The sequence below is a fragment of the Caulobacter sp. LARHSG274 genome, assembly GCF_052871235.1.
This window is the reverse complement of record NZ_JBIXJO010000008.1, coordinates 46,623-64,259: the sequence shown is the minus strand read 5'-3', so window position 1 is coordinate 64,259 and position 17,637 is coordinate 46,623. Positions and strand designations below refer to the sequence as shown.

At 68.3% G+C, this 17,637-nt stretch carries 14 protein-coding genes; 11 read left to right on the top strand and 3 right to left on the bottom strand.

Annotation, left to right across the window (positions count from 1 at the left end; all coding sequences use genetic code 11):
- Window positions 1-126 precede the first annotated feature (126 nt).
- The 3 genes from ACIPQB_RS14870 to ACIPQB_RS14860 all read left to right on the top strand — a co-directional run bounded on the left by ACIPQB_RS14870 (window position 127) and on the right by ACIPQB_RS14860 (window position 4,585).
- Window positions 127-1,800 (top strand): electron transfer flavoprotein-ubiquinone oxidoreductase, encoded by a 1,674-nt coding sequence (locus ACIPQB_RS14870; RefSeq protein ID WP_446486022.1) that lies wholly within the window; start codon window positions 127-129, stop codon window positions 1,798-1,800.
- Window positions 1,801-1,875: 75 nt separating this feature from the next.
- The gene (locus tag ACIPQB_RS14865) at window positions 1,876-3,615 is read left to right on the top strand and encodes a tetratricopeptide repeat protein (RefSeq protein ID WP_446486021.1); all 1,740 of its coding nucleotides are present in this window, start codon (window positions 1,876-1,878) and stop codon (window positions 3,613-3,615) included.
- Window positions 3,616-3,700: 85 nt separating this feature from the next.
- Window positions 3,701-4,585 (top strand): 4-(cytidine 5'-diphospho)-2-C-methyl-D-erythritol kinase, encoded by an 885-nt coding sequence (locus ACIPQB_RS14860; protein WP_446486020.1) that lies wholly within the window; start codon window positions 3,701-3,703, stop codon window positions 4,583-4,585.
- Between the two features lie 173 nt (window positions 4,586-4,758).
- Here the strand turns inward: ACIPQB_RS14860 and ACIPQB_RS14855 are convergent, their stop codons facing one another.
- From ACIPQB_RS14855 to ACIPQB_RS14845, 3 genes are all read right to left on the bottom strand, one after another.
- Window positions 4,759-5,121, bottom strand: a complete 363-nt coding sequence (locus ACIPQB_RS14855; protein ID WP_446486019.1) for a VOC family protein — start codon at window positions 5,119-5,121, stop codon at window positions 4,759-4,761.
- 299 nt (window positions 5,122-5,420) lie between these two features.
- On the bottom strand, window positions 5,421-6,947 hold the full coding sequence (locus tag ACIPQB_RS14850) for an ammonium transporter (protein WP_446486018.1): 1,527 nt from the start codon (window positions 6,945-6,947) through the stop codon (window positions 5,421-5,423).
- Between the two features lie 28 nt (window positions 6,948-6,975).
- Complete coding sequence (locus ACIPQB_RS14845) at window positions 6,976-7,314, bottom strand: P-II family nitrogen regulator (RefSeq protein WP_099445818.1); 339 nt, start codon at window positions 7,312-7,314, stop codon at window positions 6,976-6,978.
- Window positions 7,315-7,634: 320 nt separating this feature from the next.
- On the opposite strand from ACIPQB_RS14845, the gene ACIPQB_RS14840 reads away from it, so the two are divergent.
- From ACIPQB_RS14840 to ACIPQB_RS14805, 8 genes are all read left to right on the top strand, one after another.
- Complete coding sequence (locus ACIPQB_RS14840) at window positions 7,635-7,985, top strand: DMT family protein (protein WP_446486017.1); 351 nt, start codon at window positions 7,635-7,637, stop codon at window positions 7,983-7,985.
- A 91-nt stretch (window positions 7,986-8,076) separates the two neighbouring features.
- Window positions 8,077-8,496, top strand: a complete 420-nt coding sequence (locus ACIPQB_RS14835) for a hypothetical protein (protein WP_446486016.1) — start codon at window positions 8,077-8,079, stop codon at window positions 8,494-8,496.
- Window positions 8,497-8,586: 90 nt separating this feature from the next.
- Entirely contained in the window at window positions 8,587-9,498 is a 912-nt protein-coding gene (locus tag ACIPQB_RS14830) for a glycine--tRNA ligase subunit alpha (RefSeq protein WP_446486015.1), read from the top strand.
- 171 nt (window positions 9,499-9,669) lie between these two features.
- Window positions 9,670-9,939 carry a hypothetical protein gene (locus ACIPQB_RS14825; RefSeq protein ID WP_446486014.1) on the top strand — a complete coding sequence of 90 codons (270 nt, stop codon included), beginning with the start codon at window positions 9,670-9,672 and terminating at the stop codon, window positions 9,937-9,939.
- Entirely contained in the window at window positions 9,939-12,032 is a 2,094-nt protein-coding gene (glyS, locus tag ACIPQB_RS14820) for a glycine--tRNA ligase subunit beta (protein WP_446486013.1), read from the top strand. The genes ACIPQB_RS14825 and glyS overlap by 1 nt, the downstream gene beginning before the upstream one ends.
- A gap of 667 nt (window positions 12,033-12,699) precedes the next feature.
- On the top strand, window positions 12,700-13,791 hold the full coding sequence (locus ACIPQB_RS14815) for a hypothetical protein (protein ID WP_446486012.1): 1,092 nt from the start codon (window positions 12,700-12,702) through the stop codon (window positions 13,789-13,791).
- Window positions 13,792-14,343: 552 nt separating this feature from the next.
- On the top strand, window positions 14,344-17,031 hold the full coding sequence (ppdK, locus tag ACIPQB_RS14810; protein WP_446486011.1) for a pyruvate, phosphate dikinase: 2,688 nt from the start codon (window positions 14,344-14,346) through the stop codon (window positions 17,029-17,031).
- Between the two features lie 111 nt (window positions 17,032-17,142).
- A complete protein-coding gene (locus ACIPQB_RS14805; RefSeq protein ID WP_446486010.1) occupies window positions 17,143-17,628 on the top strand; it encodes a heme-binding protein in 486 nt (161 codons plus the stop codon).
- The last annotated feature ends 9 nt before the right edge of the window (window positions 17,629-17,637 follow it).

The window sequence follows — 17,637 nt, the reverse complement described above, 5'->3', positions numbered from 1 at the left end:
TTCCATCTCGGTTGCGATGCAGCAAAGCCCGGGCCGGTTTATTCTTGACCACCGGCGCGTCACCTCACGATAAGCTTCGACTCAAGCAGCCAGAACGCGGGCGGCAGCGCCCGGGCGGGAGATCCCATGAGCCAAGACCTCGAACGCGAGTCGATGGAATATGACGTCGTCATCGTCGGCGGCGGTCCGGCCGGGCTCTCGGCGGCCATCCGGCTCAAGCAGCTGGCCGCGGCGGCCGGCTCGGAGGTCTCGGTGGCCGTGCTCGAAAAGGGCTCGGAGGTCGGGGCCCACATCCTGTCGGGCGCGGTGATCGATCCCAAGGGCCTGGCCGAGCTGTTCCCCGACTGGAAGGACCGCGGCGCGCCGCTGGAGACCCCGGTCACCAAGGACGTCTTCCGGCTGCTCGGTCCCCAGGGCGACCTGGCCCTGCCGATGTTCGCCATGCCGCCGTTCATGCACAACCACGACTGCTACATCGCCTCGCTGGGCAATGTGAGCCGCTGGCTGGCGACCCAGGCCGAGGCGCTGGGCGTGGAGATCTATCCGGGCTTCGCGGCCTCGGACCTGGTCTGGAACGACGACGGCTCGGTCAAGGGCGTGGTGGTCGGCGTGGTCGGCGTCGCCAAGGACGGCCATCACAAGCCCGACTACAATCCCGGCATGGAGCTGCACGGCAAGTACGTGTTCATCGCCGAGGGCGTGCGCGGCTCGCTGGCCAAGCAGCTGATCGCCAAGTTCGACCTGTCGGCCGGCAAGGCGCCGCAGAAGTTCGGCATCGGCATCAAGGAGCTGTGGCAGGTGCCGCCCGAAAAGCACCAGCCGGGCCTGGCCGAGCACACCACCGGCTGGCCGCTGGACAACAAGACCGGCGGCGGCAGCTTCATGTACCACTTCGGCGACAACTACGTGTCCATCGGCTACGTGGTGCACCTGAACTACAAGAACCCCTGGCTGTCGCCGTTCGACGAGTTCCAGCGCTTCAAGCATCATCCGGCCGTCAAGCCGCACCTGGAGGGCGGCAAGCGCATCGCCTACGGCGCGCGGGCCATCACCGAGGGCGGCTACCAGTCGGTGCCCAAGCTGACCTTCCCCGGCGGCGTGCTGATCGGCTGCTCGGCCGGCTTCGTCAACGTGCCGCGCATCAAGGGCAGCCACAACGCCGTCAAGACCGGCATGCTGGCCGCCGACGCCGCTTTCGAGGCCCTTTCCGCCGGCCGGGCCAGCGACGAGCTCACCGCCTACCAGGACCTCTACGAGAAGTCCTGGGTCGCCAAGGAGCTGAAGGTCGTCCGCAACGCCAAGCCGCTGCTGGGCAAGTTCGGCACCGCCCTGGGCGGGGCGCTGGGCATGTTCGACATGTGGTGTACCCACCTGTTCGGCGGCTTCTCGTTCTTCGGCACGATGAAGCACGAGAAGACCGACGCGGAATCGACCGGCCTGGCCAAGGACTACAAGCCCCTGGTCTATCCCAAGCCGGATGGGGTGATCAGCTTCGACAAGCTGTCGTCGGTGTTCATCTCGGCCACCAACCACGAGGAAGACCAGCCGGCCCACCTGACGCTGAAGGACCCGACCGTCCCGATCACCGTCAACCTGCCCAAATACGGCGAGCCGGCCCGGCTCTACTGCCCGGCGGGCGTCTACGAGGTGCTCTACAACGAGCAGGGGACGGATCCGAAGTTCCAGATCAACGCCCAGAACTGCGTCCACTGCAAAACCTGCGACATCAAGGACCCGTCGCAGAACATCGTCTGGACCACGCCGGAGGGCGGCGGCGGACCCAATTATCCGAACATGTAGCCGGCCGGCGCGTTTGGTGATCAGGAAAGGCCGCACGGTCTTGCGATGCGCCGGGAAAGCGATGAGGGTGCGGGCATGACGCGTATCAAGCTGCTTCTCGCTCTCCTGTCGGCCTCGGCCCTGACCGCCTGCGCCGCGACCACGACGCCGACCCCCAAGGCCGAGGGGCCCGCCCTGCGCGGCCCGGCCCAGGCCGATTCGGGCTGGTACGGCTCGCGCTCGGCCTACGGCCAGTTCCTGGCCGGCCAGGCGGCCCTGCAGAACGGCTCCAACACCCAGGCCGCCGGCTATTTCAACGAGGCCCGCGAGCTGGACGACGATCCCGGCGTGCTGGGCGACCGGGCCTTCACCGCGGCCCTGCTGGCCGGCGACGTGCAGCACGCCGCCGCGGTCGCCCCGCGCGGGGCCGACGCCAACGAGGCGGTGCGTCGCCTGGGCGCCCTGACCCGCGTCGTCGACCTGCTGGCCGACGGCAAGGGCCGCGAGGCCCAGGCCGTGCTGAAGACCGAATCGATCGGCTTCCCGCATCGTCCCGCCGCGGTGCTGCTGGCCCCGTGGCTGGCGGCGGCGGTCGGCGACAAGGATGGGGCGGTGGTCCGTCCCGAACTGCAGGGCGACCGGTTCGTGCAGTATTTCGGCCAGCTGGGCCAGGCGCGGCTGTTCGAACGGGCCAAGCGCTATGACGAGGCCGAGACCGACTACAAGGCGCTGATGGCGGTCGAGAACGCCCGCGACCTGTTTGTCCCCGACTACGGCGCGTTCCTGGAGCGCCGCAAGCGCCAGGCCGAGGCCGTGGCCCTGTACGACGCGGCCCTGGCCCGCGACCCCGACGACGAGGGTCTGGCCAAGGCGCGGGCGAGGGCCGCCGCCGGGCGCGCGCCCCCGGCCATGCCGACCTTGCGGCAGGGCGCGGCCCACGCCCTGGTCGCCTGCGCCGCAACCTTCGCCAGCGAGCGCCAGAGCCAGTTCAGCCTGGCCTATCTGCGCCTGGCCCTGCGGCTGGATCCCAAGCGCGACGACGCCTGGTTGCTGGTCGGCGACCTGCTGGCCCAGGACGACGACGACGCCGGCGCGCGCGACGCCTACGCCAAGGTGCTCCCTGGCTCGACGCGCTACGCCGCGGCCCAGTCCAAGCTGGCCTGGAGCTACCAGACCGGCGGCGACAAGCCCAAGGCCCTGGCCTTGGCCCAGCAGACGGCCGCCGCCGCCCCCAAGGACCGCGACGCCCAGGTCGGCTACGCCGACATCCTGCGCGCCAACGAGCGCTGGGCCGAGTCGGCGGCGGTGCTCGATCCGCTGATCGCCGCCCAGGGCGACAAGCCCGACTGGCGGCTGCTCTACATGCGCGGCGTCGCCCTGGAGCGGGCCAACCGCTGGAGCGACGCCGAGCGCGACCTGCTGACGGCCCTGAAGCTCAATCCCGACGAGCCGGACCTGCTGAACTATCTGGGCTATTCCTGGATCGACCGCGGCGAGCGCCTGCCCGAGGCGATCGCCATGGTCCAGAAGGCCGTCGACGCCCGCCCGACCTCGGGGGCGATGCTCGATTCCCTCGGCTGGGGCTATTACCGTCAGGGCGACTACAAGACCGCCGTGGCCAAGCTGGAGCAGGCCGTCGAGCTGGAGCCCGGCGACCCGGACGTCAACGGCCACCTGGGCGACGCCTACTGGCGGGTGGGACGGCAGATCGAGGCCCGCTTCCAGTGGCGGCGGGTGCTGAGCCTGGAGCCCGACGAGAAGCAGAAGGCCGCGGCCGAGGCCAAGCTGAAGAACGGCCTGGACGGGCCGCCGGCAAAGGTGGCGACGACGGGGTGAGACCCGGCGCTCCGAGGCGGTCGGGGATGGCGCAGCCTCGGCCGCCCGGCTAGACCGGGCGACCGTAAGACTTCAAGGGTCCGCCATGCGCCTCGACGCCTTCGCCCCGGCCAAGGTCAACCTGTTCCTGCATGTCGGCGGACCCGACGCCGCCGGCTATCACCCGATCTCCAGCCTGATGCTGTTCGCCGATGTCGGCGACACGGTCAGCCTGCAGCCGGCCGAGGCTCCGCGCTTCGAGGCGACCGGGCGGTTCGGCGACGCCGTCCCGGTCGATGACGGCAATCTGGTGGTGCGGGCCGCCGCGGCCCTGCATGCGCGACTGGGCGGACCGGTTCCGCCGTTCCGGCTGATCCTCGACAAGGCCCTGCCGATCGCCGCCGGCCTGGGCGGCGGCTCCAGCGACGCCGGGGCGGCCCTGCGGCTGCTGCGCGAGGCCCTGGCGCCCGACCTGGCCGACACGGCGCTGGAGACGGTGGCCGCCAGCCTCGGCGCCGACGGCGCGGCCTGCCTGTGGGGCGCGCCGGTGCTGGCCCAGGGCCGGGGAGAGCGGCTGTCGCCGGCCCCGCCCTTGCCGGTCCTGCACGCGGTGCTGGTCAATCCGCTGGTCCCGTCGCCGACCGGGGCGGTCTACCGCGCCTATGACGCGGCGGTCGCGCCGGAGGGCGAGACCCCGCCGCCGCTGCTCGACGGGCTGGAGACGGCCGAGGAGGTCTGCGCCTGGCTGGCCGGCTTCACCCGCAACGACCTGCAGACCCCGGCCGTGGCCCTGGAGCCGCGCATCGGCCAGGTGCTGGACCTGTTGGCCGACGAGCCCGAGACCCTGCTGGCCCGGATGTCGGGCTCCGGCGCGACCTGCTTTTCCCTCTGCGCCGGCGACATCGAGGCCGAGGGCCTGGCCGAGCGGATCGAGCGCATGCGGCCCGACTGGTGGGTCCGCCGCTGCCGCCTGGGCGGGCCCTGGGGCTAGGGGCATGATGATCGTAGACCGAAACGGCCATCCCCAATCCGTCTCCCCGGCGAAGGCCGGGGCCCAGATCATAGGGCGGTGTGTTTCGGATAAGCTTCCAATACGACGGCTGAACCTGGGCCCCGGCCTTCGCCGGGGAGACGGAGGAAAGAGCGATTTCGTCGCCGACGGCGCTAAGGCCGATAGCCGATCTCGACCAGGATCGGCCCAGGCGCTTCGAAATAGAACTGGAAGCCGCCGCGGCGGTGGTCCGGCGGCGACGGCAAGTTCACGCCCGCCGACAGCATGTCGTCGTATCGCGCCTGCACCGCCGCCTCGGACTCCAGCAGGAAGCCGATGTGGAAGCCGCCGGGATAGGCCGCCAGCGGGTCCTTGGGCCAGCGGCTGAGCACCAGCACCAGGCCGCTCTCGTCCGTCAGGATCGCCAGGCCGTCCTGGCCCAGGGTGCGGACATGGGTGAAGCCCAGATGGGCTTCGAAGAAGGCGCGGGTCTGCGCGATGTCGCGGACCGGCAGGTCGAGATGGTTGAGGCGCATGGGCGTCGTCCTTCAGATCGTGAAGGCCCGACGGGCTATGGGTCGTGATCTTGCGCATCAGACATACCCCGCCGAGCCGCCGGCGCGGGATGCGCCGGTTTGCTCGTCGCGGGTTCTCATGGCCCGAGGGCCAAGGAGCAGACTTCCCGAAGCGGGAAGGGGCCGGACTTACCGAACCGGCCCTGTCTTTTTCGACGTCGGGAACATTGATCGGCTCGGGGCGGAGGTCAAGCGCCCAAAGGAAAGGGCCCGGAAGCCGAAGCTTCCGGGCCCTCCTTGGACCGAACCTGACCCCAGCCTTAGCTGTGGTAGGCGCGTTCGCCGTGCTCGGAGATGTCCAGGCCTTCTTCTTCGGAGTCCGGCGAAGCGCGGAGACCGATGATCAGCTTGATCACGAAGAACACGATGGCCGAGGCGATGGCCGACCAGATGATGGTCACGCCGACGGCCTTGACCTGGCTCATCACCTGGGTGGCCAGGTTGTAGACGGCCGTGTCGCAGGTCGAGATGTCGCCGTCCTTGGCGCAGCTGGCGTAGTCGACGACGCCGGCGCCGCCCCAGGCGGGGTTGACCAGCAGGCCGGTGCCGATGGCGCCGACGATGCCGCCGATGCCGTGGATGCCGAAGGCGTCCAGGCTGTCATCGTACTTCAGCGCGTTCTTCACGACCGAGCAGAAGAAGATGCAGATCGGCGATACGACCAGGCCGAGGATCAGGGCGCCCATCGGGCCGGCGAAACCGGCGGCCGGGGTGACGGCGACTAGGCCGGCCACGATGCCCGAAGCCAGGCCCAGGGCCGACGGCTTCTTTTTGGTGACCCACTCGACCGCGATCCAGGACAGGCCGGCGGCGGCGGTGGCGACGAAGGTGTTGATCATCGCCAGCGAGGCGTAGCCGTTGGCTTCCAGGTTGGAGCCGGCGTTGAAGCCGAACCAGCCCACCCACAGCAGGCCCGCGCCGACCAGGGTCAGGGTCAGGGAGTGCGGCGGCATCGGCTCCTTGCCGTAGCCCTGGCGCTTGCCCAGGATGATGGCGCCGACCAGGGCCGCGATGCCGGCGTTGATGTGGACCACGGTGCCGCCGGCGAAGTCGAGGGCGCCGAAGCCCCAGCTCAGGCCGGCCTTGATCGGGTCGGTCGGGTGCAGGGCGATGGCGTCGGGGCCGGGCCACCACCAGACCATGTGGGCGATCGGGTAGTAGGAGAGCAGGGGCCACAGGACGGCGAACACCACCATGGCCGAGAACTTGAAGCGTTCCACCAGCGACCCGACGACCAGGGCGGCGGTGATCGCGGCGAAGGTCGACTGGAAGACGATGAAGGTCAGTTCGGGGATAACGACGCCGGTCGAGAAGGTGGCGACGTTGCTGGCGGGGGTCACGCCCTTGAGGAACAGCCGGCTGAAGCCGCCGACGAAGGTGTCCATGCCGCCGCCGTCGGTGAAGGCGAAGCTGTAGCCCCACAGCACCCAGGCGACGATGCCGATGATGCCGACCGTGGAGACCTGCATCATGGTCGACAGCATGTTCTTGGAGCGGACCAGGCCGCCGTAGAACAGGGCCAGGCCCGGGATGATCATCAGCAGGACCAGCAGGGACGAGACGAGCATCCAGGCGTTGTCGCCCTTGTCCATCTTGTCGACGATCGTGGTCGGGGCGGCGACGGGCGCCGGCGCCGCGGCGGCCGCCGCGGCCGGAGCCGGAGCGGCGGTCGCGGGCGCCGCGGCGGCCGGCGCAGTATCCTGCGCGAAGGCGACGGCGCCCAGCGGGGACCCCGCCAAGGTCGCGGCGAGCATCAGCCCGGCCAGCGGTTTGAAGTTGAATTTCATCGTTGGTATCCCCTTATTCCCCGACGATTTACAAAGCGGCCGGGCCGGTTTCACCGGTCCGGATGCGTACGGCGTCCTCGACATTGAGGACGAAGATCTTGCCGTCGCCGATCTTGCCGGTGGCCGCCGCGGCCTTGACCGCCTCGACCGCCTTGGCCGCCGACGCATCGTCGACAACCGCCTCAAGCTTCACCTTGGGCACGAAGTTCACTTGGTATTCAGCGCCGCGATAGATCTCGGTCTGGCCCTTCTGACGGCCGTAACCCTTGACCTCGGACACCGTCAGGCCTTCGACGCCCGCAGCGACGAGGGCCTCGCGGACCTCGTCGAGCTTGAAGGGTTTGACGATCGCTATGATCAGTTTCATCCGCCTTGCTCCGACCCGCCGACTGTGCGGGCTCCCCTTGAATTGGTTTTAGAGCGCGTTGCTCAATTCGCGCCGCGACGAGGCTCGCATGAGTCCCGTCGTTTCCCCGGCATTGTCTAGGCTATCGGTCGTGCTTGCCCCGTGCGGCCGCCTGGTAGGGAATTGGAAACGAAAGGGACGCGGCGCCCGGAATTTGGTCATAATTGATCAAACGCGCCCAAACTTTAAGCGATTTGTTTGGGGCGGCGGACAACTGGCCGAGCTTGTCGCGATCCGTCTACAATCGGCGGCTTCAATCCCCAGGTCGAAAGCTTCGCCGCATGTCCTCGTTCTGGATCAAGGTCGCCCCGTGGGCGATGCTGGTCGCCTCGAACTGTTTCATGACCTTCGCCTGGTACGGCCACCTGAAGAACCGGGTCCTGGCCCTGCCGCTGGCGATTCTCGGCAGCTGGCTGATCGCCCTGCCGGAATACATGCTGGCGGTGCCGGCCAACCGGATCGGCCACAGCGTCTATTCCACCGCCCAGCTGAAGACCGGCCAGGAAGCCATCACCCTGGTCGTCTTCACGCTGTTTTCCTATTTCTACCTGGGCGAGGCGATCCGCTGGACGACCCTGCTGGGCTTCGGCTTCATCGCCTTCGGGGCGGCCCTGGTTTTCTTTTTTAAGTAGACGGCTCACGAGCCCGTGATGACTGCAACGGACTCCCGGCCGGCGCGTAGTTTGGGATTGGATACATCCTGAAAGGATCATCCCGATGTCCATGCGCTTGCTCTCCGCCGCCGCCGCCCTGGCGCTGATGTCCGGCGTGGCGATGGCTCAATCCACCGCGCCGTCGCCGACCGCGCCCACCTCGCCGGCCCCGGTCAACCCGGACCCGACCGCCGTCGCCCCGGCCGACCAGACCGTGCCGCCCGATCCCTCGGCCGCCACCTCGATGCCGGCCGACCCTTCGGCGGCGACGACCCTGCCGGCCCCGGCCCCGGCCCCCACCGGCACGGCCGCCGACACCGCCGCCACCGTGCCGGCCTCTTCGATGCCCGCCGAGCAGCAGGCGGGCCTAAAGGCCGGCGACCCGGGCGTCACCGCCAACCCGCCGATCGCCGACACGCCGCAGAACCGCCAGCTCTACGGCAAGCCTCTGTCGAACGCCGGCCGACGCTCGACCCCCAACGGCAACTAAGACTTCAGGGCCGCGGCCCAACTCGGCTTGAAGCACCGGTCGGCGGGCCCTATGGTCCGCCGACTTTTTTCTGGCCCTGTTCGGACCGCCATGCCCGCTGAAAAACCGCAAGAAAAACCCAGGTCTTTCCAGAGCCTGATCCTGACGCTCCATGACTATTGGAGCGCCCAGGGCTGCGTCATCCTGCAGCCGCATGACGTCGAGGTGGGGGCGGGGACCCTGCATCCGGCCACCGTGCTGCGGGCCCTGGGCCCCAAGCCGTGGAACGCGGCCTATGTCCAGCCCTCGCGCCGTCCGGGCGACGGCCGCTATGGCGAGAACCCCAACCGCCTGCAGCACTATTACCAGTACCAGGTGATCCTGAAGCCGAACCCGCCCAACATGCAGGACCTCTATCTGGGCTCGCTGGAGGCCATCGGCCTGGACCTGCGCACCCACGACATCCGCTTCGTCGAGGACGACTGGGAGAACCCCACGGTCGGGGCCTGGGGCCTGGGCTGGGAGGTCTGGTGCGACGGCATGGAGGTCAGCCAGTACACCTACTTCCAGCAGGTCGGCGGCTTGGACGTCTCGCCGGTGGCCGGCGAGCTGACCTACGGCCTGGAGCGCCTGGCCATGTACGTGTTCGGCGTCGACAACGTCTACGACCTGCCGTTCAACGATCCGGACGCGCCGCTGGGGCACCTTACCTATGGCGACGTGTTCCTCGACAACGAACGCCAGCATTCCGAGGCCAATTTCCACGGCTATGACGTCGCGGTGCTCAAATCGCAGTTCGAGCAGATGGAAGAGCAGGTGCCGCTGATGCTGGCCCGCGCCTACCAGGGCAAGTCGCTGGTGCTGCCGGCCTACGACATGGTCCTCAAGGCCAGCCACCTCTTCAACCTGATGAACGCCCGCGGCGCGATCGCCGTCGCCGAGCGCGCCAGCTACATCGGCCGCATCCGCGACCTCTGCAAGCTGTGCGCCAGCGCCTGGATCGAACAGCAGGACGCGGCGTAAATGGCTCTATTCGCTACTGCTATGACGTTCGTACCCAGTAGCTGTTGGCTGCAAATTGGCGGTGACGGATTCGTGCTCGGTGCTGTAGGTGAGCCGCGGCTTTCCTTTGGAGCATCTGGTGAGATTTTCCGGTCTAGCGACGGATTAAATGTGTCGCTCGGAAAGAGCACGATGCTGTTGAAGTTTGAAAGATCTATCTCATCAGATGATGGATATGTCGGAATGGTTGTTCGGCGAGACGATGAAGCGCTAATAGCTATTGATGCGCTGGGCGCATTTGGGGGTCATATTGTAACGTTACTTCCGGAAATAGCTAAAACGCAAACCGACTGGTCGTTGAAATTGTACCTCGATCGTGAAAGTCGCGACCTGCCTAACGATGCGGAACTAAACATTGTCGCTGGTCAAATTCTGATACCGCGTCGGGAATTCTCGTTCTAATGCCCCAACTCCTTCTCGAACTGTTCTCCGAAGAGATCCCCGCCCGCATGCAGGCCCAGGCCGCACGCGACCTGGAGCGGATGGCGCGCGAGCACCTGGCCGCGGCCGGCTTCCTGCCCGAGGCCCTGAAGACCTTCGCCGGTCCGCGCCGCCTGACCCTGGTGGTCGAGGGCCTGCCGATCGCCCAGGCCGACCGCAAGGAAGAGCTGAAGGGCCCGCGCGTCGGCGCCCCGCCGCAAGCCCTGGAAGGCTTCCTGCGCAAGGCCGGCCTGACCCAGGACCAGCTGGTCGAGCGCGACGGCGTCTGGATGGCCTTCCTCGAGAAGACCGGCCGCCCGACCCCGGCCATCGTCGCCGAGATGGTCGAGGCGATCGTCCGCGGCTTCCCGTGGCCCAAGTCGATGACCTGGGGAACGAGCAAGCTGCGCTGGGTGCGGCCGCTGAAGCGCATCCTCTGCGTCTTCGATCGCGAGATCGTGCCGTTCGCCATCGAGGGGATCGAGGCCGGCGACGTCGCCGAGGGCCACCGCTTCATGCGCGTCGGCTACGGCTGGGGCGGCCAGCCGTTCAAGGTCCGCGACTTCGACGAATACCAGAAAGGCCTGACGGACCATTTCGTGGTGCTCGACGTCGAGGAGCGCAAGCAGCGCATCCTCGAGGGCTGCAAGACCCTGTGCTTTGCGCGCAACCTCGAACTGGTCGAAGACCAGGGCCTGCTGGAGGAAGTCGCCGGGCTGGCCGAGTGGCCGACCCCGGTGCTGGGCGACATGGACCCGGCGTTCCTGGACCTGCCCGGCGAGGTGATCCGCACCTCGATGCGCACCCACCAGAAATATTTCGCCGTCCGCGACCCGGCCCGGGAAGGCCTCGCCCCGCACTTCATCACCATCGCCAACATCGCCGCCGCCGACGGCGGCCAGGTGATCGCCCAGGGCAACGCCAAGGTGCTGTCGGCTCGCCTGAGCGACGCCCGGTTCTTCTGGGACGAGGACAACAAGGCCGGCAATTTCGAGGCTTGGCTGGAGAAGCTCAACGGCGTCACCTTCCACGCCAAGCTGGGGACCATGGCCGAGCGCGTGCAGCGCGTCGCCGCCCTGGCCCGCGAGATCGCGCCGCTCGTGGGCGCCGATCCGGACAAGGCCGAGCAGGCCGCGCGCCTGGCCAAGGCCGACCTGGCCTCGCTGATGGTCGGCGAGTTCCCGGAGCTGCAGGGCCTGATGGGCGGCTACTACGCCCGCGCCGCCGGCCTGGACGCCGAAATCGCCGACGCCATTCGCGACCACTACAAGCCGCAAGGCCCTGCCGACGCCGTTCCGACTGCGCCGCTGAGCGTCGCCGTGGCCCTGGCCGACAAGCTGGACACGCTGGTCGGCTTCTTCGCCATCGACGAGAAGCCGACAGGGTCGAAGGACCCCTATGCGCTGCGGCGGGCGGCGTTGGGGGTGATCAGGACGATCCTCTCAAATGTCGCGAGGATACCGCTGCGCGATGCCGCTATTTCGGCGGCCCTCTGGGCGCATGAGAAGGTCGCCGGGTCCACGCCGTGGCGAGCGGTGGACAAGCTGTCGTTGATCGACGAAACGCTCGCCTTCTTCATCGATCGCCTGAAGGTCACCCTCAAGGATCAAGGCAAGCGCCACGACCTCGTCGACGCCGTGTTCGCCCTCGGCGACGACGACCTCGTCCGCATCGTCGCCCGGGTCGAGGCGCTGGACGGGTTCCTGACCACCGACGACGGCAAGAACCTGCTGGCCGGCTACAAGCGCGCCTCCAACATCCTCAAGGCCGAGGAGAAGAAAGGCTGGAAGGCCGAGGGCGCCCGCGAACTGCTGGCCGACGCCTCGGCCCCCGAGGTGCAACTGCACGACGCCTTGCGCCTGGTCGAGCCGGCCCTGGCCGCCGCCCTGGCCCAGGAGGACTTCACCGCCGCCATGCGCGAGCTGGCCGGCCTGCGCGGCCCGGTCGACGCCTTCCTCGACGGGGTGTTCGTCAATTCCGAGGTTCCGGCCGAACGCGACAACCGCCTCAAGACCTTGGCCGCCGTCCGCGACGCCATGGGCCACGTGGCGGATTTCTCGCTGATCGGCGGGTAGGGCTCAATCCAACCTTCATCCCGGGTCTTGTTGTGCCCGGGACCATCCATCCACCGCAAGGGCAAAGGTGTGGCGCGCTGGCGCGTCTTTGCACTTCACTTGCGGGCTGAACCATGGGTCCCGGGCACAAGGCCCTGCGCCTACTGCAACCGATAGAGTTTCCTCTACCGCCTAGGGAAACCGGCCAGCGGCCTTGCGCCGCTGGTCTCCCTGATCATGCGCCCAGGCCAGAACTGTTTCCAAATCCCCGAACAGCTGGGCGCTGATCTCCCCGCACCTGGCGCCAGGGGTGAGCACGATCTTGTCGATCAACCGCGTAGGGCCGTGGCTGCCTCTGCGCGGTCCCCTGATCGCCCATCCTCAAGGTGGTTTCCGATCGTTAACGAACCTTAAGTACCGCGCCAAAGCCGCTCGTGCATAGACTGATCACATGATCACACGGCGTAATTTCTCCCTTCTGCTATCCGGCGGCTTGGCGGCTCCGGCTCCGGCGGCGCTGGCGGCGGCCCCGGTCCCTGCACTCCGCCGGGCGGAGGCTCGTCGGTTGCAAAAGTACGCCGAGACGACCCACCCGCGCGGTTGGGAAGCCGCCGCGGATCCGGCGTGGCGGTCGGGTTGGGACAGGCTCGCGGCCGAAGCGGATGGCCTGACGACGGAGGCCTGGGTCATGGGCCTCATGGCTCGGTTGGCTTGGTTCCGCGACGGACACACGACCATCTACACCTATATGGTCAAGCTCCCGGGCTTCGACCTTGACCTGCCGATCACAACCAACCCCTTCTTCGACGGCCTCTACGTCACCGCCGCCAAGGCGGAGGGCGCGGCGTTGCTGGGCGGCCGGATCGTGCGGGTCGACGGGGTCGCCGTCGAGCAGGTGCTGCGCGCCTTCGCAGCCGTATGGCCCGCCAACAACGCCGCCGGGGCCTATCACCACGCGGGCCTGGCCCTGAAGCCTGCGATCCTGCGAGGGGCGCGACTGGCCGGGCCGGCGGCCGCGTCGGCGCCGGTCACCCTCGAAGCGGAGGTCGAGGGAGCAGTCGTCAAGGTCGCGCTGACGCCGCGTCTGGATGGCGGCGATGCGCTGGTCGCACTTTCACGCAAGCTCTGGCCGGTCGAGACCTGGCGGCCGGGCGCCCAGGCCAACTTCGTCCATGCCGACGGCAAGGTGCTGATCATCGCCTTCGATCGCCTGAGCGACAAGCGCGACTCGATCCTGGCTTTCGTGCGCGACGCCTTTGCGGCGATGGAAGCCGCTGAGATCGAACGTGTCGTGCTGGACCTGCGCCGTAACGACGGCGGCAACAACCTCATGGGCGAGGGCCTGAGGCGGCGCCTCGAGCGGTCCCGATTCAACCGGCCCGGCGGCCTTTACGTGCTCACCAGCGGGAAGACCTTTTCCGCAGCTCAGAACCTGACCTCGCGGGTTGAGCGGGAGACCTGGGCGGTGTTCGTGGGCGAACCCAGCGGCGGCGCGCCCAACCACTACGGCGACGCCATGCCGTTCCAGGCCGACGGGTTCCCGGCCTATGTCTCGACCCTTCCCTGGTTCGACTCCGACCCCTTGGACAAGCGCATCTGGACCATGCCCGACGTCCTGGTCCCGCTTCGATACGCGGACTGGGCGGCCGGCCGGGATGCGGCGATGGAGGCCGCATTCGCCCATGTCGACAACCGAACGCTTGATGACCTGAGCGAAGCGCGCACCCTGTATTCCGACCGTCCCAGCCAGAAGACCGAGTGGAAGCCATTCTGGATATGAACCTCAGGCCCCTGTGGGCCAATGATCCACAGATCTACCAGTGGCTGCTGGAAAGAACGTGCAACATTCTTACCACCTTGGACCCACGGCCTTGTGCCCGGGACCCATCCATCCACCGCAAGGGCAGAGGTGTGGCGCGCTGGCGCTCCATTGCACTTCACTTGCGGGCTGAACCATGGGTCCCGGGCACAACAAGGCCTGGGATGACGGGACTTTCTGGACGAGCTGATCGCCAACCCTTCATCCGCGTACGCCCCACGCGCGACAACGTCGCCGCGTGAAGCTTAACCACGCCTCCATCCTCACCCTGTCCTCGCTGGCCGTGCATTTCGCCAATTCTTAGGCAGGACAACGTTGTCATTGGAAGAATTTGCCGAAATTTCCGGTTAGACTGGCCAATGCAATCCGCCAGTGGACGGGTTCTTTGACAAGATGCTAGTGAACGCCTGGATATTGCAGTGCGGGACGGACGTTAGAGTTCGCTGTCCCAGGCCAGGACGGTTCCATCAGAGGGCCGCCGGCTTTTTTCACTTATCGCAGGGTGAGCCAGACATGCCGGTTGATACGCTGACCAAGACGCAATGGGTCTATTCGTTCGGAGGCGGCGGCGCCGACGGCGACGCCTCGATGAAGAACCTGCTGGGCGGCAAGGGGGCGAACCTCGCCGAGATGTCGTCCCTGGGCCTGCCGGTGCCCCCGGGCTTCACGGTCACCACCGAGGCCTGCGTCCACTACTACGCCAACGGCAAGCGCTATCCCGACGACCTGGTTGAACAGGTCAACGCCGGCCTGGCCACGGTCGAGAGCCTGACCGGCAAGGCGTTCGGCGACGTCGCCAACCCGCTGCTGGTCTCGGTGCGCTCGGGCGCCCGGGCCTCGATGCCGGGCATGATGGACACCGTCCTGAACCTGGGCCTCAACGACGAGACCGTCGAGGGCCTGGCCCGGCTGTCGGGCGACCGCCGCTTCGCCTATGACAGCTACCGCCGCTTCATCCAGATGTACTCGAACGTCGTGCTCGACCTGGAGCACCACCTGTTCGAGGAGATCCTCGACGACCACAAGGACCGGCTGGACGTCACCGTCGACACCGCCCTGACCGCCGACGACTGGGCCGCGGTGATCAAGGACTACAAGGCCGCCGTGCGCGACGCCCTGGGCAAGCCCTTCCCCCAGGACGCCCAGGAGCAGCTGTGGGGCGCGGTCGGCGCGGTGTTCGCCAGCTGGATGAACGACCGGGCCAAGTTCTATCGCCGCATGCACGACATCCCCGAGGCCTGGGGCACCGCCGTCAACATCCAGTCGATGGTGTTCGGCAACATGGGCGAGACCTCGGCCACCGGCGTGGCCTTCACCCGCAATCCCAGCAACGGCGACAGCCGCCTGTACGGCGAGTTCCTGATCAACGCTCAGGGCGAGGACGTCGTCGCCGGCATCCGCACGCCGCAGTCGCTGACCAAGGCCTCGCGCGAGGAGATGGGCGACAGCTCTCCCTCGATGGAAGAGGCGATGCCCGAGGTGTTCCAGCAGTTCAAGACCGTGGTCGAGACGCTGGAGCGCCACTACCGCGACATGCAGGACATCGAGTTCACGGTGGAGCAGGGCAAGCTCTACATGCTGCAGACGCGCAACGGCAAGCGCACCGCCAAGGCGGCGCTGAAGATCGCCGTCGACATGGCCGCCGAGGGCGTGATCAGTCGCGAGGAGGCCATCGGCCGGGTCGAACCGGCCTCGCTGGACCAGCTGCTGCATCCGACCATCGACCCGACCGCTCACCGTGACGTCATCACCACCGGCCTGCCGGCCAGCCCCGGCGCGGCGACCGGCAAGATCGTCTTCGACAGCGACGCGGCCGAGCAGGCCGCCGCCGGCGGCGAGAGCGTGATCCTGGTGCGCGAGGAGACCAGCCCCGAGGACATCCACGGCATGCATGCGGCCCGCGGCATCATCACCGCCCGCGGCGGCATGACCAGCCACGCCGCCGTGGTGGCGCGCGGCATGGGCCGGGCCTGCGTCTCGGGGGCCGGCGACGTGTCGATCTTCCCCAAGGAAGGCCTGTTCCGGGTGCGCGGCCGCGAGTTCAAGGCCGGCGAGATCATCACCATCGACGGCTCGACCGGCGAAATCCTCAACGGCGCGCCGAAGATGATCGAGCCGGAGCTGACCGGCGACTTCGCCACCCTGATGGAGTGGGCCGACGCGGCCCGCCGCATGAAGGTCCGCGCCAACGCCGAGACCCCGCTCGACGCCAAGACCGCCCGCCAGTTCGGGGCCGAGGGCATCGGCCTGTGCCGCACCGAGCACATGTTCTTCGACGACACCCGGATCGCCGCCGTGCGCGAGATGATCCTGGCCGACGACGAGGCCGGCCGCCGCGCCGCCCTGGCCAAGATCGCCCCGTTCCAGAAGGCCGACTTCGTCGAGCTGTTCACGATCATGGAAGGCCTGCCGGTCACCATCCGCCTGCTCGACCCGCCGCTGCACGAGTTCCTTCCGCATACGGAGGAAGACGTCGCGGCGGTGGCGCAGGCTACGGGCCTGGACGCCGACAAGCTGCTGCGCCGGGCCAAGGAGCTGCACGAGACCAACCCGATGCTGGGCCACCGCGGCTGCCGGCTGGGGGTGTCCTATCCCGAGATCTACGAGATGCAGGTGCGGGCGATCATCGAGGCCGCCTGCGATATTTCCAAGTCCGGCAAGGCCGCGCCGATCCCCGAGATCATGCACCCGCTGGTCGCCAAGGGCGAGGAGATGAAGTACTTGCGCGACCTGACCGACCGCACCGCCAAGGCGGTGCTGGAAGAGCAGGGCGTGGCGATCACCTACACGGTCGGCACGATGATCGAGCTGCCGCGCGCCGCCCTGCGGGCCGGCGACCTGGCCGCCAACGCCGAGTTCTTCAGCTTCGGCACCAACGACCTGACCCAGACGACCTTCGGCATCAGCCGCGACGACGCCGGCAAGTTCCTGGGCGCCTATATCGACAAGGGCATCTTCGACAAGGATCCCTTCGTGTCGCTCGACCAGGAGGGCGTCGGCGACCTGATCCGCCTGGCCACCGAGCGCGGCCGCGCGGCCCGTCCGGGCGTCAAGCTGGGCATCTGCGGCGAACACGGCGGCGACCCGGCCTCGATCACCTTCTGCGAAGGCGTCGGCCTGGACTACGTGTCCTGCTCGCCCTACCGCGTGCCGATCGCCCGCCTGGCGGCGGCCCAGGCGGCGCTGGCGAACAAGGGGTAGTTCCTCAAAGCTCCGCCATTCCCGCATGAAGCGGGGGTGGCGGATGGGGCTCCGTTGCGGTCATCTCCGAACTCGGTCATCCCTTGTGAAAACAAGGGCGAGGAAACCACGATGAAGCGGATCATGATCGCCGGGATGCTGCTGGCTGCGACGCCGGCGGCGGCCCAGGCCCAGGCCCAGGCTCCCGGCGCCCTCGACCTGCCGCTGGCGATCGACCTGGCGCGGGCGGCGATCGACGCCTGCGCGGCCCAGGGCCTGGCGGCCAGCGCCAGCGTCGTCGACGCCAAGGGCAATCCGCTGGTGGTGCTGCGCGCCGAGGCCAGCCCCAAGCCGCCGATCGCCGCGCCGCGCAAGGCCGCCACCGCCGTCCAGTTCGACGCGGCCGGCAGCGTGATGGAGCCGCGGGAGAAGGTCGATCCGGCCTTCGCCGCCCTGATCGCCGCCGAGCCGGACCGCCTCAACCCGCACGGCGGATCGCTGCCGCTGCACGCCGGCGGCCAGCTGGTCGGCGGCCTGGCCGTGGCCGACGTCTCCCACGAGGCGGCCGACGCCTGCGCCCGGGCGGCCCTGGCCCGGTTCGCCGACCGCGTGCGCTGACCCACCTGC